Origin of the sequence: Streptomyces sp. NPDC051207 (assembly GCF_040682395.1) — a bacterium.
Taxonomy (GTDB): Bacteria; Actinomycetota; Actinomycetes; order Streptomycetales; family Streptomycetaceae; genus Streptomyces.
The window spans coordinates 111,427-135,726 of the sequence record NZ_JBFBAX010000020.1; the positions used below are offsets into that span (position 1 = coordinate 111,427).

18 protein-coding genes, 2 tRNA genes and 2 pseudogenes are annotated in these 24,300 nt (G+C 70.9%); 3 read left to right on the top strand and 19 right to left on the bottom strand.

From position 1 onward, the window contains the following. Positions 1 to 3: 3 nt before the first annotated feature. Positions 4 to 1,392 carry a trigger factor gene (gene tig / locus AB0M97_RS20550; protein ID WP_365962342.1) on the bottom strand — a complete coding sequence of 463 codons (1,389 nt, stop codon included), beginning with the start codon at positions 1,390 to 1,392 and terminating at the stop codon, positions 4 to 6. Positions 1,393 to 1,570: 178 nt separating this feature from the next. Then, a tRNA-Pro gene (locus AB0M97_RS20555) sits at positions 1,571 to 1,647 on the bottom strand. A 208-nt stretch (positions 1,648 to 1,855) separates the two neighbouring features. Between AB0M97_RS20555 and AB0M97_RS20560 the strand changes: the two genes are divergently transcribed. Beyond that, positions 1,856 to 1,926 (top strand) — tRNA-Gly (locus AB0M97_RS20560). A gap of 76 nt (positions 1,927 to 2,002) precedes the next feature. Here AB0M97_RS20560 and AB0M97_RS20565 read toward each other — a convergent pair. Continuing rightward, the gene (locus AB0M97_RS20565) at positions 2,003 to 2,197 is read right to left on the bottom strand and encodes a hypothetical protein (RefSeq protein WP_279553010.1); all 195 of its coding nucleotides are present in this window, start codon (positions 2,195 to 2,197) and stop codon (positions 2,003 to 2,005) included. Positions 2,198 to 2,827: 630 nt separating this feature from the next. Here AB0M97_RS20565 and AB0M97_RS20570 point away from each other — a divergent pair. After that, positions 2,828 to 4,015: an acyltransferase family protein gene (locus AB0M97_RS20570; protein WP_365962343.1), complete on the top strand. Its 1,188-nt coding sequence runs from the start codon at positions 2,828 to 2,830 to the stop codon at positions 4,013 to 4,015. Here the strand turns inward: AB0M97_RS20570 and AB0M97_RS20575 are convergent. The 12 genes from AB0M97_RS20575 to AB0M97_RS20630 all read right to left on the bottom strand — a co-directional run bounded on the left by AB0M97_RS20575 (position 4,012) and on the right by AB0M97_RS20630 (position 19,072). Further along, positions 4,012 to 4,464 carry an HD domain-containing protein gene (locus tag AB0M97_RS20575; protein ID WP_365962362.1) on the bottom strand — a complete coding sequence of 151 codons (453 nt, stop codon included), beginning with the start codon at positions 4,462 to 4,464 and terminating at the stop codon, positions 4,012 to 4,014. The two genes, AB0M97_RS20570 and AB0M97_RS20575, sit on opposite strands and share 4 nt — an antisense overlap. A gap of 2 nt (positions 4,465 to 4,466) precedes the next feature. Further along, positions 4,467 to 5,900 carry a DUF6177 family protein gene (locus tag AB0M97_RS20580; RefSeq protein WP_365962344.1) on the bottom strand — a complete coding sequence of 478 codons (1,434 nt, stop codon included), beginning with the start codon at positions 5,898 to 5,900 and terminating at the stop codon, positions 4,467 to 4,469. Positions 5,901 to 5,907: 7 nt separating this feature from the next. Next, positions 5,908 to 9,888, bottom strand: a complete 3,981-nt coding sequence (gene eccCa, locus AB0M97_RS20585) for a type VII secretion protein EccCa (protein WP_365962345.1) — start codon at positions 9,886 to 9,888, stop codon at positions 5,908 to 5,910. A 51-nt stretch (positions 9,889 to 9,939) separates the two neighbouring features. Next, positions 9,940 to 11,568, bottom strand: a complete 1,629-nt coding sequence (locus tag AB0M97_RS20590) for a hypothetical protein (protein WP_365962346.1) — start codon at positions 11,566 to 11,568, stop codon at positions 9,940 to 9,942. Positions 11,569 to 11,609: 41 nt separating this feature from the next. After that, complete coding sequence (gene eccD, locus AB0M97_RS20595; protein WP_365962347.1) at positions 11,610 to 12,965, bottom strand: type VII secretion integral membrane protein EccD; 1,356 nt, start codon at positions 12,963 to 12,965, stop codon at positions 11,610 to 11,612. A 100-nt stretch (positions 12,966 to 13,065) separates the two neighbouring features. After that, the gene (locus AB0M97_RS20600; protein ID WP_365962348.1) at positions 13,066 to 13,377 is read right to left on the bottom strand and encodes a hypothetical protein; all 312 of its coding nucleotides are present in this window, start codon (positions 13,375 to 13,377) and stop codon (positions 13,066 to 13,068) included. 321 nt (positions 13,378 to 13,698) lie between these two features. Beyond that, positions 13,699 to 14,919, bottom strand: coding sequence for a DUF6508 domain-containing protein (locus AB0M97_RS20605; protein ID WP_365962349.1), 1,221 nt, complete (start codon positions 14,917 to 14,919; stop codon positions 13,699 to 13,701). A gap of 34 nt (positions 14,920 to 14,953) precedes the next feature. Beyond that, entirely contained in the window at positions 14,954 to 15,358 is a 405-nt protein-coding gene (locus AB0M97_RS20610; RefSeq protein WP_365962350.1) for a hypothetical protein, read from the bottom strand. A gap of 36 nt (positions 15,359 to 15,394) precedes the next feature. Then, complete coding sequence (locus AB0M97_RS20615) at positions 15,395 to 17,908, bottom strand: ADP-ribosyltransferase (RefSeq protein ID WP_365962351.1); 2,514 nt, start codon at positions 17,906 to 17,908, stop codon at positions 15,395 to 15,397. After that, complete coding sequence (locus AB0M97_RS20620; protein ID WP_365962352.1) at positions 17,905 to 18,288, bottom strand: DUF6507 family protein; 384 nt, start codon at positions 18,286 to 18,288, stop codon at positions 17,905 to 17,907. Before AB0M97_RS20620 ends, AB0M97_RS20615 begins: the two co-directional genes overlap by 4 nt. 61 nt (positions 18,289 to 18,349) lie before the next feature. Then, positions 18,350 to 18,664, bottom strand: coding sequence for a pore-forming ESAT-6 family protein (locus AB0M97_RS20625; protein ID WP_365962353.1), 315 nt, complete (start codon positions 18,662 to 18,664; stop codon positions 18,350 to 18,352). Positions 18,665 to 18,745: 81 nt separating this feature from the next. Further along, positions 18,746 to 19,072 carry a hypothetical protein gene (locus AB0M97_RS20630; protein ID WP_365962354.1) on the bottom strand — a complete coding sequence of 109 codons (327 nt, stop codon included), beginning with the start codon at positions 19,070 to 19,072 and terminating at the stop codon, positions 18,746 to 18,748. Between the two features lie 562 nt (positions 19,073 to 19,634). Between AB0M97_RS20630 and AB0M97_RS20635 the strand changes: the two genes are divergently transcribed. Further along, on the top strand, positions 19,635 to 19,955 hold the full coding sequence (locus AB0M97_RS20635) for a hypothetical protein (protein ID WP_365962355.1): 321 nt from the start codon (positions 19,635 to 19,637) through the stop codon (positions 19,953 to 19,955). Positions 19,956 to 20,297: 342 nt separating this feature from the next. On the opposite strand, the gene AB0M97_RS20640 is transcribed toward AB0M97_RS20635, so the two are convergent. From AB0M97_RS20640 to AB0M97_RS20655, 4 genes and pseudogenes are all read right to left on the bottom strand, one after another. Continuing rightward, positions 20,298 to 20,897 (bottom strand): pentapeptide repeat-containing protein, encoded by a 600-nt coding sequence (locus tag AB0M97_RS20640; protein WP_365962356.1) that lies wholly within the window; start codon positions 20,895 to 20,897, stop codon positions 20,298 to 20,300. Between the two features lie 116 nt (positions 20,898 to 21,013). Then, a pseudogene (locus AB0M97_RS20645) lies at positions 21,014 to 21,762 on the bottom strand (transposase family protein). A 334-nt stretch (positions 21,763 to 22,096) separates the two neighbouring features. Next, positions 22,097 to 22,738, bottom strand: a complete 642-nt coding sequence (locus AB0M97_RS20650; RefSeq protein ID WP_365962357.1) for a hypothetical protein — start codon at positions 22,736 to 22,738, stop codon at positions 22,097 to 22,099. Between the two features lie 9 nt (positions 22,739 to 22,747). Further along, positions 22,748 to 24,300: pseudogene (locus AB0M97_RS20655) on the bottom strand (hypothetical protein); the annotation flags it as partial.

Genomic DNA, 24,300 nt, shown 5'->3' on the forward strand with positions numbered 1-24,300 from the left:
GGCTCAGGCCTCGGGCTTCTCCTCGGCCACGGCTTCGGTGGGCTCGCCGGCGGTCTCGGCCGCCGCGGTGTCCGTCTCGTCCTCGTCGTCCAGGTCGATGATCTCGCCGTTGGTGTCCTTCACCGTGGCGGCCTCGACCACGACGGCCAGGGCCTTGCCGCGGGCGACCTCGCCGACCAGCAGCGGCACCTGGCCGCCCTCGACGACCGCCTGGGCGAACTGGTCGGGGGACATGCCGGAGGAGGCGGCGCGGCGCATGAGGTGCTCGGTGAGCTCCTCCTGGTTGACGTTGAGGTTCTCCCGCTTGACCAGCTCGTCGAGCACGAACTGGGTCTTGATGCCCTTGATCGCGGCCTCGCGGGTCTCGTTGTCGAACTCTTCCTCGGTCTTGCCCTGGATCTCCAGGTACTTGGCGAGGTCGAGGCCCATCTGGCCGAGCTGGTGGTGCTCGAGGTTGTGCTTGCGGGTGTTGACCTCGTCCTCGAGGAGCTTCTCGGGGACGGGCACCTCGACCAGCTCCAGCAGCTTGTCCAGGACGCGCTCCTGGGCCTGCGTGGCCTGGTCGAACTGCTTCATGTTCTCCAGGCGCTTGCGGCTGTCGGCCTTCAGCTCCTCGAGGGTGTCGAACTCGGAGGCGAGCTGCGCGAACTCGTCGTCCAGCTCCGGCAGCTCGCGCGCGGCGACCTGGGTGACCTTGACGGTGACCTCGGCCTCCTTGCCGGCCGCCGAGCCGCCCTTCAGCTCGGAGGTGAAGGTGGCCTGCTCACCGGCGGACAGGCCCTTGACGGCGTCGTCGATGCCGTCGAGCAGCTCGCCGGAGCCGATGGTGTAGGAGACGCCGTTGGCGACGCCGTCCTCGAGGACCTCGCCGTCGACCTTGGCCTCCAGGTCGATCGTGACGACGTCGCCGTCCTCGGCGGCGCGCTCGACCGGGGAGGTGGAGGCGAAGCGCTCGCGGAGCTGCTCGACCGACTTCTCGACGTCCTCGTCGGTGACCTCGACGGCGTCGACCTCGACCTCGATGCCGGAGTAGTCCGGGATCTCGATGGCCGGGCGGATGTCGACCTCGGCGGTGAAGTTCAGCGTCTCGCCGTCCTTCAGCTCCGTGATGTCCACCTCGGGCTGGCCCAGCGGGTTCAGCTCGGCCTCGTTGACCGCCTCGGTGTAGAACTTCGGGAGCGCGTCGTTGACGGCCTCCTCCAGCACCGCACCGCGGCCGAACCGCTGGTCGATGACCCGGGCCGGGACCTTGCCCTTGCGGAAGCCCTTCACCGTGACCTGCTGGTTGATCTTCTTGTACGCCGCGTCGAGGCTGTCCTTGAGCTCCTCGAAGGGCACCTCGACAGTGAGCCGAACCCGGGTCGGGTTCAGGGTCTCCACGGCGCTCTTCACGGTTCGGTCTCCTTGTGGCTGACTGCTTGGTTTCTGCCGGAGCCAGAGCGGCCCGGCCGATTTCGCCGCCCGGAGGACTGCAGACGATGAGACACACGGGCGTGCAGCTTGCATAGTAACGGCAGCCGGTACACGGCCCAAAAGGCGATCACCTGCGGTGATCATGGCTGATCGTGTCTGGTCGGGGTGGCGGGATTTGAACCCACGGCCTTCCGCTCCCAAAGCGGACGCGCTACCAAGCTGCGCCACACCCCGTCTGGTGCGACACGTAGGGTACATGCCGCCGGGCGGCGCGTCGGCCGCATTCGCGGAGCGTCGTGGCGTACGCGGGAGGCGGCGGGGGCGCGCGGGGCGAGGGACGCGACGCGCGCGCGTGCCGCGCGGGGGCGGGTGTGCGCCAAAGGGGGGCGACCCGCTACGATGCCTTCTGTGCCGCGGTCCCCGGACCTGCGGCGCACCACGTGCGGGCGTAGCTCAATGGTAGAGCCCTAGTCTTCCAAACTAGCTACGCGGGTTCGATTCCCGTCGCCCGCTCTGCAACGGCCGTCGGGCCCGGTTCCCAGGAACCGGGCCCGAGGCGTTTTCCGCGGCCGGGCGGCCGGGCCCGGGCTCAGAAGCTGATCGAGTTGATCGTTTCGGCTATGGAGTTCATGAACCTGTTGATCGACGGCGCCATGCCCGTCGAGGCGAGGAAGAAGCCGAACAGTACGGCGACTATGGCGGGGCCGGCCTTGAGGGAGCCTCCTCTCAGCAGCACCACCAGGATGATCGCCAACAGCAGCACCACTGACAGCGAAATGGCCACAACTGATCACACCCTCGGTCGTCCGCTCTCCCGGCCCGGGGGTGTGCCGCGGCAACCCCCGCCAGGACCATCGTGCCACCAACCGGGCCGCCCTATGCGGCCCGTGACGCAACGTCCGGCCGCACCGGCCCGGTTCGCCGGCGCCGCGCCGGGTACCCGGATGACCGTACGAACCTCACCGGCCGTGTGTCCGACCGGAATTCGCCGACGTATCCGCACAGGAATTCGGTCGGATCGTTTCCGTCTCCACACAACGCGTTCGCAGCTAATTCGAATTGCTGCTAGGCAGCGTCAACGGCCGGGCCGGGGACCGGCAAAGAGGCGTGGAAGAGGACATTCCGCAAGAGTCGCCTGCTGGTCTTATGCCCCACTTAGGGCGGATGAAGTGTGACAAGTGGGGCGCATATGATGTACACGATCGGGTGAGCCGTGTGCCGGTCGTCACGCCAACCGGGATGTCAACTCCCGCGAAATCCGGGGTATCCGCAGCCATAAACCAGGAATGACGTCGAGGGTTTTACGAAAACCCACGCCCGACGCTAGGGTGCCTCAGATGTTTCACGCCGCCTCGTCCCCCGCAAGCGCGGCGAGGTCCCGGACCGGACTCCCGAGTTCTCGGTGGGAGGGTCCGTGACGAACTCGCTGCGACCGTACGGCCGTCGCAGGACGCCGCTTCCCCCGGCACAGCCGCCGGACGCGGGAGCGGTCCAGCCGCGCCCGCCGCAGAGCAAGCCCCGGAGCACGCAGCAGAACAAGCAGCGCGACGCGTTCTTCGACAACGCCAAGTACCTGGCCATCGTGCTGGTCGCCATCGGTCACGCCTGGGAGCCGCTGAAGGGCGACAGCCGCGTCCTGGAGGCCGCGTACACGGTCGTGTACTCGTTCCACATGCCGGCGTTCATCATCATCTCCGGCTTCTTCTCCCGCAGTTTCGACATGCGGCCCAGCCGGCTCAAGCGGCTGATCACCGGCGTCGCCGTGCCGTACATCCTCTTCGAGACGGCGTATCCCCTCTTCAAGAGGGTCGTCGACCACGACCCCGGGCAGGAGGTCAGCCTGCTCGACCCCTGGTATCTGACGTGGTTCCTGGTCGCGCTGTTCCTGTGGCGGGTGACGACGCCGGTCTGGAAGCTGGTGCGCCACCCGCTGCCCCTCGCGCTCGTCATCGCCATGCTCGCGTCCATGTCGCCGGAGATCGGCGACGACCTCGACCTCCAGCGCGTCCTGCAGTTCCTGCCGTACTTCGTGCTGGGTCTGTGCATGAAGCCCGAGCACTTCCACATGGTTCGGCGGCGTTCGGTGCGCATCCTGGCCGTGCCGGTGTTCGCGCTGGCCCTCGCGTTCGGCTGGTGGGCGGTGCCGCGCATGGCGACCGCGTGGTTCTACCACCGCGACGCCGCGCAGGAACTGGGCGCGCCCTGGTGGTCCGGGCCGGTCATGACGCTCGCCATGTTCGGCTGCTCGCTGCTGCTGACCGCCTGCTTCTTCGCCTGGGTGCCGCGCCGCCACATGTGGTTCACGGCGCTCGGCGCGGGCACGCTCTACGGCTATCTGCTGCACGGCTTCCTGGTGAAGGCCGGTGACTACCGCGGCTGGTACGAGCACACCTGGCTGCACCAGCCGGCCGGCGAGATCTTCGTGACCGTCCTCGCGGCGGCGGTCGTCACGCTGCTGTGCACCAAGCCCGTCCAGCGGGTCTTCCGGTTCGCGATGGAGCCGAAGATGGAGTGGGCGTTCAAGCGGGACGCCGCCGAACCGGCCCGCGAGCGCCACACGTCCGAGGAGCGCACGGCCGAGCGGGAGAAGGCCGGGGTCTAGTCCCCCTGCGACCCCCCACCGAGACCGAGAAGTGCGCGCATCCGCGTGTACTTCTCGGTCAGCCGTGTCCGGGTCGGCCCGTCCAGGGCCGCGAGGCGCGCCGGGTCCGCGTTGTGCGCCAGGTCGGCCTCCTTCACCAGCAGGGCGCCCGGTGTGGCGAGGATGCGCGCGGCGTACGCCTCGGGCGGCTCCCCGGCGCGCTTGGTGACCGCCCGCACGATGTCCTTCGTACGGCGGCCCAGCGGGGCCCGGTCCAGCCACTGCTCGGACAGCTTGCCGTCCTCGACGGCGTCGTGCAGCCAGGCCGCGGCGATCTGCTCGTCGTCGCCGCCCCGCGCGCGTACCCCCTCGGCGACGGCCCGCAGGTGTTCGGCGTAGGGGCGGCCCGCCTTGTCGGTCTGGCCCTCGTGCGCGGCGCGGGCGAGCGCCTCGACCTCGGCCGGGTCCATCGTCACGACCCGCCCTTGAGGTGCCGCATCAGGCGCTCGAAGTCCTGCCAGCCCGACAGGTCCGACGGGTCGCCCGGCAGCGGGTAGTACAGGGCCGGGCGGGTCCGCGGGCCCAGTTCGCGCGGGGCCTCGGCGAGCGGGGTGCGCCGGGCCCGGTCGCCGGGCATCCCGCGGACCTCCTCGGCGCCCAGCACGAAGGCGTACGGCACGCCGGGGCCCTCGAAGCGCGGCGGGACGGACAGGTCGCGGCGGGCCCGGCGGATCTGCACCAGCATCGACTGCAGGTCGTGCCGGGTGGCGAGGGCCTCCGCGGCGGCGGGCACGGCGTCGTGCGGCATCTGCTCGGCCGCGCCGTAACCGAAGGCCATCGTGACGTCCTCCTCCACGCCGCCCTTGGTCCGGGTGATGCGGACCGTCGCCAGGCCGGGGCGCTCGGGACTGCCGACGACCACCAGCCAGGTCGGCTCGGGCGTCCGCTCGTACGCCACGTCGGTCAGCTGCCGCAGCGACCAGGGCAGGTTGGCGGGTTCCTCGGTGCCCCAGCCGGCCGGTGGCTCGCCGGTGATCTCCCGCCAGACGGCCTCCACGGCGCCGCCGAGGACGAGCCGGTCGTCGGCGGGGTGGACGGTGCGGAAGGAGAGCGCGAGCTGGCGTTCGCCCGTGTCGCCCTGGTCGGCGAGGCCCTCCTTGAAGGACGCGGCGACCGGGGTGCGCGGGTCCTCGCGGGTCGCGTCCGGGGACTCGGCGGTGACGAACAGGCCGTTCGCCCACTCCAGGACGGCGCCGGACAGGCCGTCGTAGTAGCCGTCCCGCTCGTCCTGGACGACCCAGCGCGAGGGCCAGCCGGGCAGGCTGTTGCGGACCGCCGGGGACAGCCGGGTGCCCGCCGGGGTGACGATCTGCAGGCCCAGCTCCGCGTTCGCGGCGGCGCGGAAGGCGTCCTGGAGCCAGGCCGTCATCGCGACGACCGGGCGGTCCTGGATGACGACGGCGACCTTGTCGGTGAGGACGTCCACAGCCGGCTGGGCGGCGGCCGGCACCGGCGCCGCGCTCACCCCGTCGGTCTTGACGACGGCCAGCGAACGCGCCGCCTCAGGGGGCCAGGCGGTCCCGCCGACCAGCGTGGCCAGGCGGGCGGCGAAGGTCCCGGCGAGCGCCTCGGCCTCGGCGACGCCGGTCGTGGCGCGGGCCTCGGTCCACCAGTACGGCACCTCGGGCTCACTCGCCCCGAGCAGCCGCTCGGCCTCGCCCCTCACCTGCACCAGCAGGGGTGCCTCCACGGAGACCAGCGGCCGGCCCTGCTCGTCGTGCAGCCGCACCACCGCGCCGTCCCCCTCGGTGCCCACCAGCCGGTCCGGGCCGCCGGACAGCAGGCCCGCGAGGACGCTCAGCGGGTCCGGCATCTTCTTGGTGAGGGCGATGACGTCCTTCGTCATGGGTGGTTCACCTGGTCCCCGAGTAGACGGTCTGGATCAGCCGGTTCGGCTCGCCCCTGCGGATCAGCACGCCCCGGCCGGGCGGCTGCGGGCCCGCGTACACGCCGGGGAACAGCTGGCCCTCGCTGCGGTCGCCCGCCATCACCAGCGCCGAGGCGCCGGACTCGCGCAGGCTCTGCAGCAGCGGCTCGTACAGGCCGCGGGAGGCGCCCGCGACGCGGCGGGTGAGGACGAAGTGCAGGCCGATGTCGACGGCCGACGGGATGTACGGCACGAACGGCGCGAGCGGCTGCTGTCCCGCGGTGGTGAGCACGTCGTAGTCGTCGACGAGGATCACGATCCGGGGACCGGAGAAGCTGCCCGGCTCCAGGTCCTCGCTGTCCGCGCCCTCGTCGGGCAGCCGCTTCTCCAGCTCGCCCGCGATGCCGGCGGCGAGCCCCGCGCACAGCTTGGAGTTGTAGGCGTAGCCGCCCCGGTACTCCTCGGGGATCGCGCCGCGCAGGCCGCGGCGCGGGTCGAAGACGCCGAAGACGATCTCGTCGTCGCCGTAGCGCTCGATGAGGCCCTGGGCGAGGACCTTGAGCAGGTTGGTCTTGCCGCACTCGCTGTCGCCCATGATCATCAGGTGCTGGTCGTGCTGGAACAGGTCGAGCAGCACCGGGGCGAGCTGCGTCTGGTCCAGGCCGATCGGCACGCGGCGCGGCTCGGACGACGGGCCGGGCAGCGCCTGCGGCTCCAGCAGGTGCGGCAGCACCCGCACGGGCTGGGCGACCTCGCCGGTCCAGGTGGCGCGGATCGTGCGGGCGGTGCGCTCCAGGACCGCGCCGAGGTCGGCCGTGTCGGGCAGGGAGTCCGTGCGGGGCAGCGCGACCTGCGCGAACAGCTTGCCGTCGGTCAGGACCCGGCCCTTCTCCTCGGGCGCGAGCGTCTGGGCGAGCTTGCGGTCGACGCTGGACTCGCTCGGGTCGTTCAGGCGCAGCTCGACGCGCGTGCCGAACTGCGACTGGGTCGCGATGCGCACGTCGTTCCAGCGCAGCATGCCGGCGACGACGTGGATGCCGTAGCCGCTGCCGCGCTTGAGGATGTCGACCACCGCGTCGTCGAGTTCCTCGAAGTCGTCGCGCAGGGCGCCGAAGCCGTCGATGAGCAGCACGATCTCCGTGGAGGCCAGCTCGCGCACCCGGCCGGCGGCGCGCAGCGTGCGCAGTTGCTCCAGGGAGTCGATGGCGTGGACGCGGAACAGTTCCTCGCGCTGGTCGAGCATCGCGCGCACGGAGTCGATGGTGCGGGCGGCGCGCTCGCGGTCGGCGCGGCCGGCGACACCGCCGACGTGCGGCAGCCCGGACAGGGCCTGGAGGCCGCCGCCGACGAGGTCGAGGCCGTAGACGCCGACCTCCTGCGGGGTGTGCGTCAGGGCCAGGGACAGGGCGAGGGTGCGCAGCAGGGTGGTCTTGCCGGACTGCGGGCCGCCGATGACCGCGGCGTGGCCGCCGGCGAGCGTGAGGTCCAGGTACCACTGGCCCTGCCACTGCTTGGTCGGGTCGTCCAGGACCCCGAGCGGCACCTGGAGCGGGCCGCGCCGCTTGGCGAGCTGCATGCCGCGCGGGCCGACCTCCACGGGCCCGGCGACCTTGTCGAGGGCGATGGCGGAGGGCAGCGGGGGCAGCCAGATCTGGCGCACCGGGCGGGCCCCGGCACGCTCCAGCTGGTCGATGAGGACGCCCATCTCGGTCGGCCCGGTCTCCCGGCGCCGCATCTGGGGCTCCTCGGGCGCGGCGCCGCCCTGTTCCTCGCCGAGGGTGTTGTACGCCTCGTACTCCAGGGCGAGCGGCCCGGTGTCCTCGGTCTCGCGCTGCACGGGGCCGCGGTAGGCGCCGGACACGTAGCTGGCCTTGAACCGCTCGTAGTGGCTGGTGTCGACCTTGAGGTAGCCGAAGCCGGGCAGCGGCGGCAGGTGGAAGGCGTCCGTCGTGTCGAGGACCGTGCGGGACTCGTCGGCGGAGAAGGTGCGCAGGCCGAGCCGGTACGACAGGTAGGTGTCCAGGCCCTTGAGCTTGCCGCCCTCGATGCGCTGGCTGGACAGCAGCAGGTGCACGCCGATGGAGCGGCCGATGCGGCCGATGGACAGGAACAGGTCGATGAAGTCCGGCTTGGCGGTGAGGAGTTCACCGAACTCGTCGATCACCACGAACAGGTGCGGCAGCGGCTCCAGGTCGGGGCGCTTCTCGGCGCGCAGCGCGGCGTAGTGGCCGATGTCGGCGACGTTGCCCGCGTTCTTGAGGACCTGCTGGCGGCGCTTGACCTCGCCGGCCAGGGAGGCGTGGACGCGTTCGACCAGGCCGGCCTGGTTCTCCAGGTTGGTGATGACGCCCGCCACGTGCGGCAGGTCGGAGAAGGGCGCGAAGGTGGCGCCGCCCTTGTAGTCGACCAGGACGAGCGCCAGGTCCTCCGGCGGGTGGGTGGCGACCAGGGCGAGGACGAGGGTGCGCAGCAGCTCCGACTTGCCGGAGCCGGTGGCGCCGACGCACAGACCGTGCGGGCCCATGCCCAGCTCGGAGGACTCCTTCAGGTCGAGCAGCACGGGCTCGCGGGTGTCGCTGACGCCGATCGGCACGCGCAGGAAGGCGCGTTCGCCGCGCGGCGCCCACAGCCGGGCCAGGTCGAGGTGGGCGACGTCGTCGATGCCGAGCAGGTCGGCGAAGTCGACGGGCCCGGTCAGCGGGGCGTCCGCGCCCATCGAGTCCGCGGACAGCCTGAGCGGGGCGAGCATGCGGGCGAGGCCCTCGGCGAACGGGATGCCGACCTCGTCCACGGTGCCGTGCGCGCTGATCGGCTCGGCCTCGCGCAGGTCCTCGATGAGGATGCGGTCGCCGTCGACGGTGATGCGCACGCCCACCTGGCCGGGCTCCTGCACCCGTTCGTCCAGCAGGTGCAGCACGGTGACGCCCATGTCGCGCAGGCCGACCGCGTCGTCGGGGCGGGGCAGGTCCACCGCGTCGTCGCCGTGCGCGTCGGCGACGACGAGCAGGCGGGAGCTCATGGCGAGGGCGTCCCGGTCGGACAGGCCGCGGCGCACCTCGGCCGCGTAGGAGGCGCGGCGGCGCAGCTCGGCGCCGATCTGCCGGGCGAGCTGGGGCAGCGAGGGCGCGATGCGGCGGGCGGCGACGGGCCCGTCGAACTGCTCGGGGTCGAGCAGGTGCGGCAGCCACTTGGCCCACTCCCACTCGGTGATCCGGTCGCCGGGGGTGGCCAGCGCCATCGCCACGTCGTCGGGGGCGTGGGTGGCGGCGGTCTGCACGAGCAGCGCGCGGGCGACCTTGAGGGTGTCCTCGCGGGGGCCGATGACGCTGACGTTGCCGACGCGGTCGAGGGGGACGGTGAGCGGGAGTTCGGTGCCGGTGCTGAAGCGGTTCACGAGCGCGGACGCCTCGTTCAGCATGAACTCGTCGGGCGGCGTGAGCACCGAGCTGCCCTGCTGGCCGATCTTCAGGTCCCGCACCCGCATCTCGCCGGTGCCGACGCGGATGCGCAGGAAGTCGGCGTCGAGGCGGCGCCGCTCCCACAGCCGGGCCGGGTCGCGGACGATGTCGTACAGGGCGTCCGGCGGCGGGTTCAGCACCTGGGTGCTCTCCCGGCGCTCCCGCTCCTGGCGGGACAGTTCCTCGCGCTGGTCCTCCAGGTAGGCGAGGTAGGCCTCGCGCTGGGTGCGGCGGGTGCGCTGGGCCTTGCCGCGCTGCGAGAAGACGAGGATCAGCGAGCCGGCGATGGTGACGACGAGGATGATCGCGCCCAGCGCCGCGAACTGGCTGTTGCGCATGACCGTCATCATCACGACGGACGACATCACACCGGCCACGGGCAGCAGCGAGGTCGCGATGGAGCCGCCCTTGCCGTCGGGCAGGTTGGGCGGCGCCTCGATGGTGCGCGGCTCGGGTGGGGCCGGCGGCCGGGTGGTGCGGGCCGGCCGGTGGATCAGTCGGGTGCTCATCGTCTCGCCCTGTCCTCGAAGTCCTTCAGGTTCCCTTCCGGCGGGGGTGGTTCAGCGACGCTTCTGGGAGAGCTGGAAGACCTCCGCGGCCAGCCGGGTGGCGGCCTGCCGGGTGGCCCGCGCGAGCAGTTCGGTGCGGATGGTGCCGCCGGCCGCCAGATGCCGGTCGTACGGCAGGACGCGCACGCTCGCCCCGGTCGCCTTCAGCCGCTCGGCCGCCTTGCCGAGGTCGAGGCCGGGGTGCGGCACGGTCTCGGTGAGGACGACGACGGTCGTGGTGGTGATGTCCCGGGGCAGGCCGCGCATCCACTGCAGGACGGCGTGCGTGCTGGCGATGCCCTCCAGCGTCGCGGGCACGGTGAGCACCCGGGCCTGGGCGGCGGACAGGGCGGTACGGGCCACCTCGGCGGGCAGGGTCTCGCAGTCGACCACGGTCACGCCGAAGTAGCGCCGCAGCGACACCATGACCCGCTCGTAGCCCCGCGTGTCGAGCATGGCGCCGACCTGGCCCTGGCTGCCGGGCAGCAGCCAGGCGTTGTCGGGCAGCTGGACGAGGTAGCCGGTGACGTCGAGCAGCGTCATCTGCGGCTCCACGACGTCGGCGAGGTCGCCGGTCGTCCAGCGCAGGCTCTCCGCGCCCATCCTGATCGGCAGCGAGCCGAGCGCCGGGTCCGCCTCGACCAGCAGGACCGGGTCCTGGCGGTAGTGGGCGTACGTCGCGCCGAGCAGGGCGGCGACCGTCGTCTTGCCGGAGCCGCCGCGGATGGACGTCACGGCGATCTGCCGGCCGGTGGTCACCGGCTGCTGCAGCGCCTCGGCGGTGGCGGTGGTCTCGGCGACCTCGCGGGCCGCGGAGGACGACACGGTACGGCGTACGGCGCGCAGGGCGCGGGCGCCGAAGGACTCCCCGCGCCGGGGCTTGAGGCCGGCGGCGGCGAGCTGCTTGTCGATGACCGGGGAGGAGTCGGGGGTGGTGCGGGAGGAGCGGGCGCGGGCGGCGGGGGCCTGGGGCTGGGCGTGCGCCTGCGGTTGGGCGTGGGCCTGCTGCGGCGGCTGCGGCTGCGCGGGGTAGGTGCCGTCGGCGTACTGCTGGGGGTAGTGGTGCTGGGGCGTGTGCCCGTGCTGGGGGTACTGCTGGGCGTGGGGCTGCGGCTGGGCCGGGTAGGGCTGCTGGTCGCCGTACCCCTGGGGCTGCTGGGCGGCCGGGTGGCCGTACGCCTGGCCGCCCTGCGCCGGCTGCTGGGCGGCGGTGGGATAGCCGTACGCCGGGTCCTGGGCGTGGGGCTGGGCGGGCTGCTGGGCTGCCGGGTAGCCGTACGCCGGGTCCTGGGCGGGCTGCTGGGCTGCCGGGTAACCGTACGCCGGGTCCTGGGCGTGGGGTTGCGCGGGCTGGTGGGGTTGCTGGGCGTTCGGGTAGCCGTACGCGGCGGCCTCGCCCCGGGCGGGCTGCGGATAGCCGTAGCCCTGGCCCTGGTGGGGAGCGTCCGGTCCGGGCGTGCCCTGCTGCTGGGTCTCCGCCTGCTGCTGCGGCTCCTGCTGTGGCTGTCCGTCCGGTCCCGTGGCACGCCGCTGTGCCGCGCCGCCCCTCAGGTCGCGCAGCACATCGCCCTGCCAGTTGTCCCCGTTCGGCATGTCGCCCTTCTCTCCTGCGACGCCCGCTTCGTCGTCCCGCGTCGTCACGCGCGGAGGCGACGGCGCGTCGGCGTCTCGTCGTCGAAGCCTCAGAACTTGTTGAGCAGCTGCCCGTAGATGCCGAACACCCCCACGGCGAGCGGGAACAGCCCGATCACGCCGAGGGACTCGATCAGATCGGCGAACCGCCGCAGCCGGACCCGCACGTGCTCCGGCGGCTCGATGCCGAGGACCAGCAGCGGCAGCAGCGCCGCGGCGCCCAGCAGGACGAGCGCGCCGACGCCCCCGGAGTGGTCCAGCCAGAGCACCGCGAGCCGTACGACGAGCAGTGCCGCCGCGGCGAACAGGGCCACGACCTCGGCGATCAGGGGGAAGGCCCGGGCCCGGGACAGCAGCACCACGGCGGTGAGCGCGGCCAGGGTCACCGTCCACACGGTCGGTTCCTTCGCCGTGGTCAGCAGCCAGCCGCCGGCGACGGCGGACGCGGCGGTGACCACGGTGGCGAGGGCGAGTCCGCGGTGGGTGGCGGCGAGGGCGTTGGCGACCTCGTGCCGGCTCACCGACGTACCCGAGGAACGCCGGTCGTCGAGCCCGGTGAGCCCGGAGGCCATCAGCGCGAAGCGCGGCAGCATGCCGAGCAGCACGACGGAGAACACGGCCATCACGGCACCGAGCCGGTCCGGCCGGTCCTGCAGGGCGGCGACGATCTCCCACACGGCGGTGACGGCGGCGATCGCCCCGGCGCCGATGAGCCCGCCGCGGCCGAGCGGCGAGAAGTAGGCGAGCAGCACCAGGCTGACGACCAGCGAGGCGGCGACAGCGGCCAGCCGGACGGTGCCGGACCAGTCGTGGGCGTCGGCTGCCGTCCAGGCGGTGAGCAGGCCGAGTCCGCCCGCGGCGAGCAACAGGGCGGTGGCCAGGCCCCGGTTGCCGCGCCCGATCCTGGCGACGAGCGCGCCCGCGACGAGGAAGAGGGCGGTGACGGCCGCGAGCCCGGCGGCCACGTGCTCCAGCGCGAACTCGCGCCGGGCCAGCAGGGCCGCGGTCACGGCGAACACGACGACGGCCACACCGGCGCTCGCGCGGCGCGCGGCGGGGCGCCAGCGCCAGGCCCGCAGGTCGAGGTCGTCGGCGACCTGGTCGGTGACGTCGTGGACGACGGGCGCGGGCGGTGCGGCGTGCGCGCGCACCAGGCGCAGTACGGCGCCGTCCGGGACCTCCGCCGAGGACAGGGTGGCGTCGTGCGGCAGCGCGGAACCGTCGGAGGTGATCAGCTGGCGGGTGGTCGGCCGGGTCGCGGCCCGGTCGTCGAGCAACCGCAGGATGTCGGGGAGCAGTTGGCCGATCGCCGTGTCCGACGGGAGGACGAGGTCGGCGCGCCGTCGCTCACCGATCAGGGTGACCCGGCTCAACTGGGTGCGGGACGTCGTTGCTGTGCTCACCACTCACCGGAACCTATCATCGCGTTGTCTCGGCCCAGGGGGCCTTCCGGCATGACCATGCGCATGATCACTTCGACTGTTTCGGCAGTCGACTGCCCGGCGTTCACCGCTGCTCCGCGCCCTTGTCGGCGCCGCCCGAGGGCGAGGCGCTCGGCTTGGGGTTGTACAGCTGCTCCTGCTGCTGCCGCTGCTTCTCCTGCTCGGCCTTCTGCTTCTCCATCATCGACTGGACGAAGGACCAGCCGACGCATCCGGCGCACAGTACGGCCGCGATCGCGATGCCCGCGAAGAGTTTTCCGAGCCGCTCGTCCGCCGTCCGCCTGGAGCGTTGCGCGCCGAACAGCAGCGCGTCGCGCATCCGGCGCCGACGCACCGCCACCGACTCCAGCAGCTGGCTGTCGTAGTCCCGTGCCATTCAGTCGTCCCCGTGGGTGCGTCTTCCTGTGCGTGCGTCTACGTGTAGGCGGAGTCGGTCGGAGTCGGTCTCCCGGAACCGGGCCGAGACCGCGTGACGCGACGGCGTCCGCCCCGCGTGCGCCGCCGGGCAGCGGGCGGGCGGCGGGTCCACCGAAGGCACGGCCGGCACGTCGCAGTGCCCCGGTGTGCACCGGCGCCTGTGCTGCGGCATGCGAGATCCCCCTACTTCGCCTCGGCAACATAAGCCATGGAGGGGCATTCAGTACACCCGGGGCCGGACGTCCCCACACCGGTCCGGGCGCGGTTTCGGACCGCTCCGTCACGCTCCCCCGGCCAGCCCGGACACGATCATCACGAGCACCCAGAGCACCGGGACGAGGCCGACGTACGCGAGCGGCCGGCGCCGTACCGGCACCCCCGGATCGAAGCGCGGCCCGCCCGTGCCGGGCCCCGGAGCCGCGAGTTTCCTGACGTGGCGCACGGCGAGGGCGTTGCGGACCAGCGCGAGGGGCGCGAAGACGAACAGCGAGAAGGGGCTCCACCAGCCCTGCCAGAGCGTGTACGTGGTCAGCGTCCGGTACACGGCCAGCCCGCACGTCAGGCACATCGGCCCGGCCGTCTTCTTGAACCGCATGAGCACGAGCAGCGCCTGATGGGCGCGGAACGTGACGTCGACGGCGGGGGAACCTCCGCAGAATCTGCACACTGCGGGGGGCTGGTGCGGGGGTCGGTCTGCGGGCACGGACGAGTCCGTCGCGACGGTCGCCGCGGGGGCGTCGGCGGTTGCCCTCATGGTGTCGGCGGTCACCGTCGAGGTGTCGGCGGTCGCTCCCGAGGCGTGCCAGGCGCGCAGAGTGGCGGCCACGGCGTCGAAGAGGCCGTCCTCCACCGACTCGGCGATGTGCCCGTCGCAGAACCGCTCCCCGCGCACGATCGCCGTCGCGGCGCGTACGGCGTCGGCCGGGGCCAGCAGCTGCCCCTCCGGCGGCGGCTTGGGCATGGGCACGCCCATCCAGCGGTGCTCGGGGGTGACGGCGCCGACGCCGTGGAGCGCGTCCACGGCACGCTGCAACGGCTTGCTGTAGAGCGGGAACGCGACGTGCGTCGCGCCGCTCGGCAGCTTGTGCCCGCCGCCCCACTTCACGTCCCGGTCCTCGTCCGTGAGGGCGTCGAAGGCCTCGGCGAGTTCGCGCCAGGCGTCGTCGTCCGGGGGCGCGAGCTGGGCGAGCAGCCGCCGGTCGTCCTCCGGGGTGACGATCCGGGCGAGTTCCTCGACGGTCTCCTTGCCGGGGGCCGCGGTGACGGGGCCGGCGCCGGGCTCGCGGCTGAGGAGGTTGAGGACGCCGAGCGGGGCGAGCCCGCGTTCGTGGGCCTCACGGGCCTGGCGGGCCCATTCCCGCCCGGCGTGATAGGCGGCGACGCTGCCCGCGAGCCGGTCCGTCCAGCCGACGTCGGTGGCGTCGGCCCAGAGGAATCCGGCGACTTCTTGGGTGGGGGTGGTGACGGTGACGTAGTGCAGGGACATGGCTGTTTCACTCACGACGGACGGCTGACAACCGTCCGTTCACAGGGGTTCACGCCTGGTCGGCGAGAGCCTTGACGGTCGCAGCGTTCGGTGCCTGCTTGTGGGAGCCGGGAAGGATCTGTCCGACACCACCCGCTCCGCCTTCACGGGTCAGCTCGGCCAATGCCTCGGAAGGACGGATGCCCCGCTCCTTCGCATCGTGGAGCCGCGTGCTCCACGTGACGCCCTCGTTGAAGGCACGCGGGCCGCCTGCCTTCCTGGTGACCCAGCCCGCGGCATCGTCCTCGTCGCTCGCCCAGGCATATCCGAGCACGGAGCCGGCCTCCGGGTCGACGACAGTGACGTACTGCACCGGCTTGTCCGTCGTCGACCGGTAGCGGGGCGGGCCGCCCGGCTTGGCCTCCAGGGGCAGGTCCTCGTTCAGGCGCGGGTTGACCGGCCGTTCACTGGTCATGACGTGCACATCCCTCTGTGTCTGATGCCTGGCCGACTAGTGCCGGGGCAGTACCTCGCCGTAGACCTGCCACTTGCCTGCCTCATCCATGAAGACGCGGGTCACCTTGAACTCGGTGCCACGAGCCAGCAGCAGTTCCCGTTCCTTCACGTCGAACTGGCTGACCTTCTCCAGCCACAGTGCAGGGGTGCCCTTCGGAACTCGGAGATGGAGAATCGCGGGCTTGTCCTTGAAACCGTCCACCGGGTGGTTGCCGAGAGACGTGGAGGTGTACCCCTTGTCCGGGTAGGTGTTCCCGAGCATATCGGCAGGCGAGTCGAGATTGAGATGGTCGAGCCCGGTACCGCGTACCACCATGATGTTGTCGGGGACAGGACGGCTCGACAGAACCCTGTCCACTTCATCGATGGCATGCAGGGTCGCCGGATCCGGTCCGTAGCCGCCGGTGCCCCTGAGGTACCCGTTCATGTCCTTGTAGGACGGGAAGCCTTCGCCGGTGTAGTCGTTGAGAGCCTGGCGGGCAGAGGGGTCCAGGTTGTCGACGTAGTCGTTCCAGTAGTCCCGTCCGTACGCGATGGCTGCCGTGTCGTCGGCGAACGGCAGGGTCCCCTCCGCCAGCTCCGCAGCAGCGACCGCGTGCTTCTCCTCGTCGGAGAGCCGCATGAAGTCGGCGTGCGACATCTGCGGCTTGTACTCGAACGGCTCGTCCGCCGCCCCGCCGCCCGGCACGTCCGTGCCCTGGTGGCCCGGGGCGTCCGGCACGTCGGTGCCGTGGTGCGCGGCGGCGTCGGTCGCGGTGTCGCCGACGTGGGCGGCGTCGTCACCGGCGTGGGACGCGTCGTCCGCACCGTGGGCGGCATCGTCACCCGCGTGCGCGGCGTCGTCGGCCCCGTGAGCCGCGTCGTCCGTGTAGCCGCCGGGGGCGTCGTAACCGCCGCTGCCCGGAGCGTCGTGACCGCCGGTGTGGGGCGGCGTGCCGTTGTCGTACGCGGACGGACCCGGGACGTTGTCGTACGCGCCCGGTCCGGGCACGTTGTCGTACGCGCCGGGACCCGGGACGTGGCCGCCCGGCGTGTGGCCGTACGGCGTCTGGGTCGGTGTCGCGTCGAGGGAGCCGCCGGGGACGTGGCCGCCGACGGGGGTGTTCACGCCGGGCTGGTTGGAGTGACCGGCGTTGGCCGCATTGTCCACGGTGTGCACGCCACCGTCGCCCGCGTGGACCCCGGCGTACACCGGCTGCTGGCCCTGCGGGATCGTCCAGTGGTCGGGCAGCGTGGGAGCCGTGGTCCCGTGCGGGACGGTGGGCGTCGTCTCGTGGCGGATCGGCGTCGCGTCGATCACGCCGTTGGGCGCGACGATGTTGCCGTTCGGGGCGAGCGTGCGCCCGTCGGGAAGCTGGACCGAGCCGTCGGGGAGGGTCGGGATGTCGATGGTGCCGACGCCCTTGAGGCTGGTGGCGATGTCGCCGATCTTCGACAGACCGGCCCCGGCGCCCTTGGCGATGTAGGTCATGGGGTCGATGACCCGGCCGGCCTTGCCGGCGACGGACAGCGCCTTGGACACGGCGCCGGCCTTGCCCGCACCCGAGGCGGCGGCGCCCGCACCGCCCGTGAACACGGTGGTCACGACGTTGAAGGTGACCGCTCCGGCCGCGCGGGCGGGGTTCTTGCCCCACTGGTCCCACGCCACCAGCGCCTTGCCGGTCTCCTTCATCGCGGTGCGCGAATCACGGATCCAACCGGGCAGTTTGTTGTCCGGGAGCGACCAGAACATCGCCCCCACGCCGGGGATGGAGGAGAGGGCGAGCCCGGTGGCGAGCTGGGCGAGACCCTTCCAGGCCTGGCCCATCGCCTCCCAGCCGCCGAAGCCCACCAGCGTGCCCAGGCCCTTGATCGTGCCCCAGACGCCGTCCACGATCAGCCCGTCCCACACGAAGGACTTCACCCAGTGGCCGACCTCGTACCAGTGGTGCTTCTCCTCCACCGGGTCACCCCAGGGAAGCTTCGCGTTCTTCATGTCCTCGGCCGAGAACCCGTACTGGTCCTTGCGGTCCGAACCGTCCCCCGCGACCATCTGCGTGCCGCCCCACAACGCCGTGATCTTGTTGTGGCACGCCCGCTCAGCCGCCCAGAAAGCAGCAACCGTCGCCGTGATCTCGTCACGGATCCCGTTGTGCTCCTCGACCTTGTCCCCGTTGTATTGCCACTCGTCGTCGTCCTTCACGGAGTCGACGAAGGTCTGCGCCCTGGTCTTGAGTTCCTTCAACTTCTCGACCAACGGCCGGACTTCGGTCGCGTACGAGGACAGGGCCGAGGACACCGTCTCCAGATCGTCCGCGAACGCGTCCGCCTTGTCCTTCACCGGCTTGGTGGTGGCGAACAACTGCTCCGCCTCCGGCGCCCGGTAGTACGCCGACAGGCCCTGGAACTGGGAGTGGACGTCACTGCCCGCACCGCGGATGTTCCCGGCGTCCTTCTTCAGGCCGGCGTAGTCCTTCTCCAGCTGCGCCAGGTTGCCGGTGAACTGCGGAATCTGATCCGGCTGAATCACGCCTTACCCACCCCGGGCATGTCGATCTTCGGCGCGGCAAGCGTCTTGCGCTGCGCCTCGGCGGCCATCTCCTGGTCGCCGTTGAGATAGGCGGTGGTGGCATCGACCACGCCCTGCAGTGACTTGCCCGCGCGGGCCGCGACGAACTGCAGGTCTTTGGACGCGCGTTCGGCGTACTGCGACAGCGCCAGCGCGACGAGTCCGCCCGCCGCCTGCTCGCCGCCCCCGCCGCCTTCGGCGGAGATCGTGCCCGCACTGGACGCGGCCGACGTCAGATGGTCACCGAAATTCTTGCCGTACGTCTCGAACTTCGACGCCGTCTCACCGGTCGTCTTCAGCACACTCGAAATGCCCTGCGGCTTCAGATCCCAGCCGGTCACCGAGAACCCCCGTACTCCTACGACTCACCACTTACGACTCACGGACGACGGAACCCGGCGATCAGCCGATGTTGTCGACGGCGGCCTTGGCCCGCTGCAGCGTCGACTGCGCCGTGTTGTCGTTCTTCTCCAGCGTCGTCTTCAGCAGGTGAATGATGTTCTTGACCTCCTGGGACGCCTTGTTCCACCGCTGTTCCTTGCCGTGGTACTCATCCGCCACGCCATCAGCCGTGAAGTCCGCCATCGCCGCCTTCACCTGCCGGTCACGCTGACCGATGACCTCCTCCAGCCGCCCGATCACCGACTGGATGTTGCTCTGCGCGTCAGCCGACGCACCCGTGTCGTACGACCGACGGTCCGCACCCGCACCAGCCATCACACACCACTCCCCGTGAGAAACCCGTGAAAAAGAAACGTGCCTTGCCCGACGTCCGGCGGTCGGGCCGGCCGGTGCGCATCAGCGGAAGCGCGCCCCGTCGAAGTTGGCCGCAGCCATCTGCTGCCGCGCGTTGTCGCCCTGCTCCTGGTCACCGGAGCTGAACGCCCCGTCCATGCCGGCCTGACCGCCCAGGATCGCCGACAGCGACCCGTTCAGGTCATTGGCGATCTGGTCGGCCCGCGCCTTGAACTGGTCGAACATCGCCCGGCCCGAACCGTTGAACTTGCCCTCCAGCGGCTGCGCCGCCTGCACCAACTGCCGCACCAGACTGCCGAGATCGTCACTCGCGCCGCGCGAGTCACGCTGCAGCGTGGACAGCGTCTGCGCGCCCATGTCGAACTTCATACCGAACTCGCTCCCCCTCGGGCCGCAGAGGCGACCATTCTCGGACCACTTGGATCACTGATCACTCGGATCACCGCATGAATGTCAGTCACGTCTATCAACCCAGCAGTCACGTGTGCAATCCAGGTCCCAGTCGCTCACAGAAGCCCCACATTTGGCGAGAGCGGCCGGAGGACTCGGTGGGTGACACCCCAGCCACAGCGGGTCACCTTCGTGCGCTTCCTCTGTCTACAGTGACGACCATGCGTATGAAGATCGTTACGGCAGTGGGCCTGATGTGCTTGCTGGCCACGGCCTGCGGAAGCACGGACGCGACCTCGGACGACGCGGGCGGTGAACCGTCCGGCGGTCCGAGCGTCACCAGGTCGCCGCTCCCCCAGCGCCTGGACCAGCCGGACATGAACCCGGACCTGGAGCCGGCCGCGCCGGCCGACGACGCCCCGTTCTCGAAGCGGCTGGAGCACGAACTGATCGTCCAAACTCTGGACATGGCTCAGGCCGAGGGCGCGACGACCGCCAAGTGCCCCGCCGGCCTCAAGGCCGCCAAGGGCAAGAAGGCGGCGTGCACGACGACGTACGAGGGCCTGAAGATCGACTGGACGGTCACCTTCGGCGACGACGCGTCCTGGTCGTCGGACTACGTGAGTACGAGGCGAAGCCGAGCGCGGGCATCATCACCAGGGCCGGCGTGGCCAAGCTCCTGTTCGGCAACTTCAAGGGCTACATCGACCACGCGCTGTGCAACGACATCCCGAAGGCCACCCTGGCGCCGCTCGACACCACGTCGACGTACGAGTGCGAGGTCGTCGACAAGGGCAGGAAGCCGACGGGCATCGCGACGAGCACGGTACGGGCGACGAAGAACGGACCGCGGGCGTACTGAGCCGCTGCCGCTGGCTCGCAGGGGGCACAGGGGCTCCTTGACGAGGTCGGCACCGTCGAGCACGGCGCCCCGGAGAACGGCATCGTTCAGGTTGCCCCGCACCAGGGGAGGCGCCGGTGACATCAGCGCCGCCGAGGTCGGCCCCCTCATCCGGCGCAGGCGATGCACAGCCTCCAAGAACCAGGACGCGCATGCGGCGCACGCTTCAGCATCGACAGGGGTCCTCCGTCGGTGGCGCGTTCAGCCCACAAGGCTCGTAATCACTCGTCTCGCTGAAGTGCTTGCACACGGCACGGGGATTGCCGCGGCCGGGGAGTCCGCGCAACCGCCGCTGAGGCGTCACTAGCGTGGGCTGATGACCTGCATTCGGCCGCCCTTGCCGTGAATCCATGCCTCGAGTTCAGCTCCAGCCAACTCGCGGGAGGTCGCCCCGTCCACGACTGTCACTGGACCAAGTACCGTACCCGTCGCCCCGCCCAGTTCGGTTTCCTCATCCAGTACGACCTGGAAAGAGTTCTCCTTGAAAACCGCTTCCCGCAGGTCGGCGGCACAGAAGTTCACCTTGTGCAGCAGTGCCCCCATGAATTGGGCACCGCGGCAACTCGCCCCCGATGCATCGACGCCGTAGAGCGACGCCTTCACCAGGTCCGCGCCGTCCAGGCGCGCGTCTCTCAGCACGGCGTCGTCCAGAGTCACGCGCACTAAGGAACACGCCGTGAGGTCGGCCCCCGTGAAATCGGCGCCCTGCGCGTCGGACCGGTACAGGTCCGCCTCGGCCAGCTTTGTGCCCACGAGTTTCGCGTCGGTGAACCACGACTCGGCGAAGTCACCGCCCGTGAGGTCGGCCCCGCTCAGGTCCAGGCCCACGGCGTCGAGACCGCCCTCGTCGTCGAGCCACTCCCTCAGACGCTGCGCAGCGGCTGCGTCCGGCGGAAAACTCACAGGGGACCAGTCCTTACGGGTACCAGATGACATCGTCTTCCCAGCCGTTCTTCGCACAATGGACTTGACGTCGTCGATTGCTGCCTGGTTCGCGTTCCTGACATCAATGAGCTTCTTCAGCGTTGCCGCTCCAGGGTGAGTACAGCTTTGGCGATTGACGTCATGCGGTTCGGGCTGCAGCGGGCTCTGCGGAAGATCCGCCGGGACTTCAGGCTGGCGACACCGCGTTCGACCGGTGCCCGCGCGCGGCCAGGGCCCGGTTGACGGTCTTCTCGGTGGGTGTGAGTTCCTGCAGGGGCCTGCGCTTGATGCCTGTGGTCAGCCAGGGGCCACCGCCCTGGTAGGCGAGATCGGCCAGGATGGGGACGCCCTGGCGCTCGCAGATACGGATGAGGCGGTGGGTGCGAGCAGCGGTCAGGTCGTGAGCCCGGCCCGGCAGCGCGGGTGAGAGCCACAGCAGGCAGCCCTGTGGGTCGGTGACCACCTGCACGTTCACTCCGTGCCGGCGGTGCTTGTGGGAGTAGTCCGCGCGTGAGTCGCCGACCCGGTCGCACTCGGCGAGGGTGCCGTCCAGCAGGACGAAGTCGGGGTCGGCCTCGCGCAGGACCTTCAGCAGACCCGGCGCGCGCTGGGCGAGCAGGTGGATGACCGCACTGGTGTAGGCGTGGGCGGTGGACTCGCTGATCCCGAACCCAGCAGCGCTCTTCGCCAGGGTGGTGTGCTCGCGTAGGTACACCAGTGCCACCATCGCGCGCTGAGACGGGCGGAGCTTGCAGCGCCGGTCGCCCTCACGGGTGACGATGAGCATGGTGACCCACTCCACGAGTGCATGCGGCAGGTCGAGTGCGGCAGGATAGATGACCAACGAGGCCCCTGAGCAGCGTGGTTGAGACGTCAGACGTCTCGATCAACTGCCCGGGGGCCTCGCTCGTTGCGCTTGGTGGGCGTCACCTGATCGGGGCCCAGCTCGAAGAAGCTCACTGTTCCGCGCAGCGCCACTTGCGTCTCAGGCCCAGCGGGCGACGGCACTGGTGCGGTGAACAGCTCGCGCAAACAGATCTGCAGGCCGCCGTCTCCCTCGTGCTCGCGTCCCCAGGTCCGACGGGCGACGGTACTGGTGGCCCTCATGATGTCTCCCTCGGCCACTACCGCGCCTGATGGGAGTGCCGTTGACCGGCTTCAAGGTGTCCTAAGACCGTTCAGAGTTGGTCGGTGACATCAGGTCCTCGGCCGTCCACGACCACCGGCTCGTCGACTCCGTATCCCACAGCTCGTCCAAAGTTCGTCGGCTGGCCGGGCTCGGCCTCGGCTCCCAGCACGGCCTCCAGCTCCCGCAGCGCGGCGGCAAGCCGGGGAGCGTTGCGCCGGTGCACCTCCGGATGCGGGTGACCCCGGAAGTCGAACGGCCCCCAGATGTCGTGATGCACGGAGACCTCGGCCGACAGCCCCAATTCCTCAGGGGAAACCGTCAATTCCACGAGTTGATACTCACGTCGGAACACGCCGTGCTCGTCGAACCAGGCTCCGTTCCCCACGACGAGGATGTCTCCCGCGACTGCTTCCGGATAACCCACGGGACGCATTTTTTGAACGCGTTGGAATACCTGCTCGTCGTCGATCTGCCCGAGAAGGTGCAGACGGGTCGAGGCCGGAGCACCCCCCGAACCCGGAATGAACCACGACCATTCCAGGCTGCGCGGCTCCAGGAGCTCGTGTTTCCGCAGGACGTCAGCCATCCGGGCAGCGGCGACCAGCGCCGATCGCAACCCGGGCGGCGCGTAGTCCTCCAGGTCCCAGAACCAGGACGCGCATGCACGCGGCGCACGCATCAGCATGGACATGATTATTCCTTACGGATAAGTGGGGCCGTTGGCCGGAATCGTGATGGAGCCGTCCTCGAATCGCAACACAAAGGTGGCTTCTGTCATCCTAGCGCGGGACGCAATCCGAGCCATGATCTTATCCGTCAGTGCCGCCTTGACATCGTGCACGTCCAGGATCGCCACCTTGATGCCGTCAATGGGGCCCTTCAACTGCTTGCCGGCAATGCCCTTGGTGGCACTGTTGAGCCCCGCAGCACTGTCGACGTCCTTCAATTGGGCACCGTACAAAATCCGGTCACCGGACTTGACCAGAACATCCAGGTCGAGACCAGCTCCCGGGTCTTTCAATTCCAGCGCCAACCCTTCGACACCACGGGCCTGGAGATCTGCCGCATGCTCCATCGCCATGTAAACAGCAGGGGTCATGTCGCTCGCCTTGCTGACTTGCTTGCACTGCGACAGAAGCTCGCCATATCCGGGAAGCTCGGCCAAATTCCCCTCGATGATGTGCTTGGCAATTCCGGCACCGTACTCACTCCTGCCCAGCCCGGCGAGTGACTTGTCAATATCGTGACGCGCCATCCTCGCCTTCGCCAGTTGCTCGGCGACGGCCGCCTCTTGGTCCGGCTGCATCGGGCCGGTGGGAGCAGCCGGGGTCTCGTTTCCTTCTCGGTAGTCCACCTCCGGCGGTTCCTGCCTGTGGCCGGTCCCGCCGTTGCCTTCCCCGACGGGACCCGGGCCCTGCCCGCCGTGCTGCGGTTCACCCTGTCCGCCCACCGGGCTTTCATGGCCACCGGGCGACGGCGGTTCGTGACCGCCGGTCGGCGGCGTCTCGTGCGCTCCGCCGCCGGGACCCGGACCGTCCGTGGGACCGCCTGGGGTGTCGTGGCCGCCGCCACTCGGCGGTTCGTGGCTGGCCGACGGCCCCGGGCCGTTGTCGTAGGCCGAGCCGCCCGGCAGGTTGTCCGCAGCCCCGCCCGGCAGGTTGTTCCCCGCCCCAGTCCCAGCCCTCGGTATATCCCCGCCCGCCTGGACCGTCGGAGCCGTCTGGACGTCCTCGGTCACCCGGCCGGCATCCCCCAGGCCGTCGTTGCCCAGGCGTATCACCTGCCCCGCGTTGTCGACCGTGGCCGCGCCCGCGCCCACCAGCGCCGGTTCCCGGACCGGGGAGTCCACCCGCGGGGTGTCCGCTCCCGACGCGGGCGGCGTCACATCGGGCTGGTCGACGATGTCGCCCGGGCCGTCCGCGCCCTTCTGCACGACGTTGCCGCCCTCGTCGAGGATGTTGCCGTCCGGGTCCAGGTACTGCGCCGGCACACCGTCCTCGGTGGGCAGCTTCACCGTGCCCGGCGGCAGCACCGTGGCGTTGTCGGGCAGCTTCACGTTCCCGTCCGGCAGCCGCGTCGCGCCGTCCGGGATCGCCGTGCCCTCCGGCAGGCTCACCGTGCCGTCCGGCAGCCGCACAGCACCCTCCGGCAGGGCGATCGCGTTCGCCGGGAGCGCCGGGATGTCGATGGTGCCGACGCCCTTCAGCGCCGCGCTGATGTCCCCGACCTTCGACAGGCCCGCACCCGCGCCCT

Bases quoted from the DNA above. Each gene is read 5' to 3' on its own strand.
- AB0M97_RS20575 (WP_365962362.1), bottom strand. From the start codon at position 4,464: ATGGACCCGGCCGAGGTCGAGGCGCTCGCCCGCGCCGCGCACGAGGGC.
- AB0M97_RS20580 (WP_365962344.1), bottom strand. From the start codon at position 5,900: ATGACGAAGGACGTCATCGCCCTCACCAAGAAGATGCCGGACCCGCTG.
- eccCa (WP_365962345.1), bottom strand. From the start codon at position 9,888: ATGAGCACCCGACTGATCCACCGGCCGGCCCGCACCACCCGGCCGCCG.
- AB0M97_RS20600 (WP_365962348.1), bottom strand. From the start codon at position 13,377: ATGGCACGGGACTACGACAGCCAGCTGCTGGAGTCGGTGGCGGTGCGT.
- AB0M97_RS20610 (WP_365962350.1), bottom strand. From the start codon at position 15,358: ATGACCAGTGAACGGCCGGTCAACCCGCGCCTGAACGAGGACCTGCCC.
- AB0M97_RS20625 (WP_365962353.1), bottom strand. From the start codon at position 18,664: ATGGCTGGTGCGGGTGCGGACCGTCGGTCGTACGACACGGGTGCGTCG.
- AB0M97_RS20630 (WP_365962354.1), bottom strand. From the start codon at position 19,072: ATGAAGTTCGACATGGGCGCGCAGACGCTGTCCACGCTGCAGCGTGAC.
- AB0M97_RS20650 (WP_365962357.1), bottom strand. From the start codon at position 22,738: ATGTCCATGCTGATGCGTGCGCCGCGTGCATGCGCGTCCTGGTTCTGG.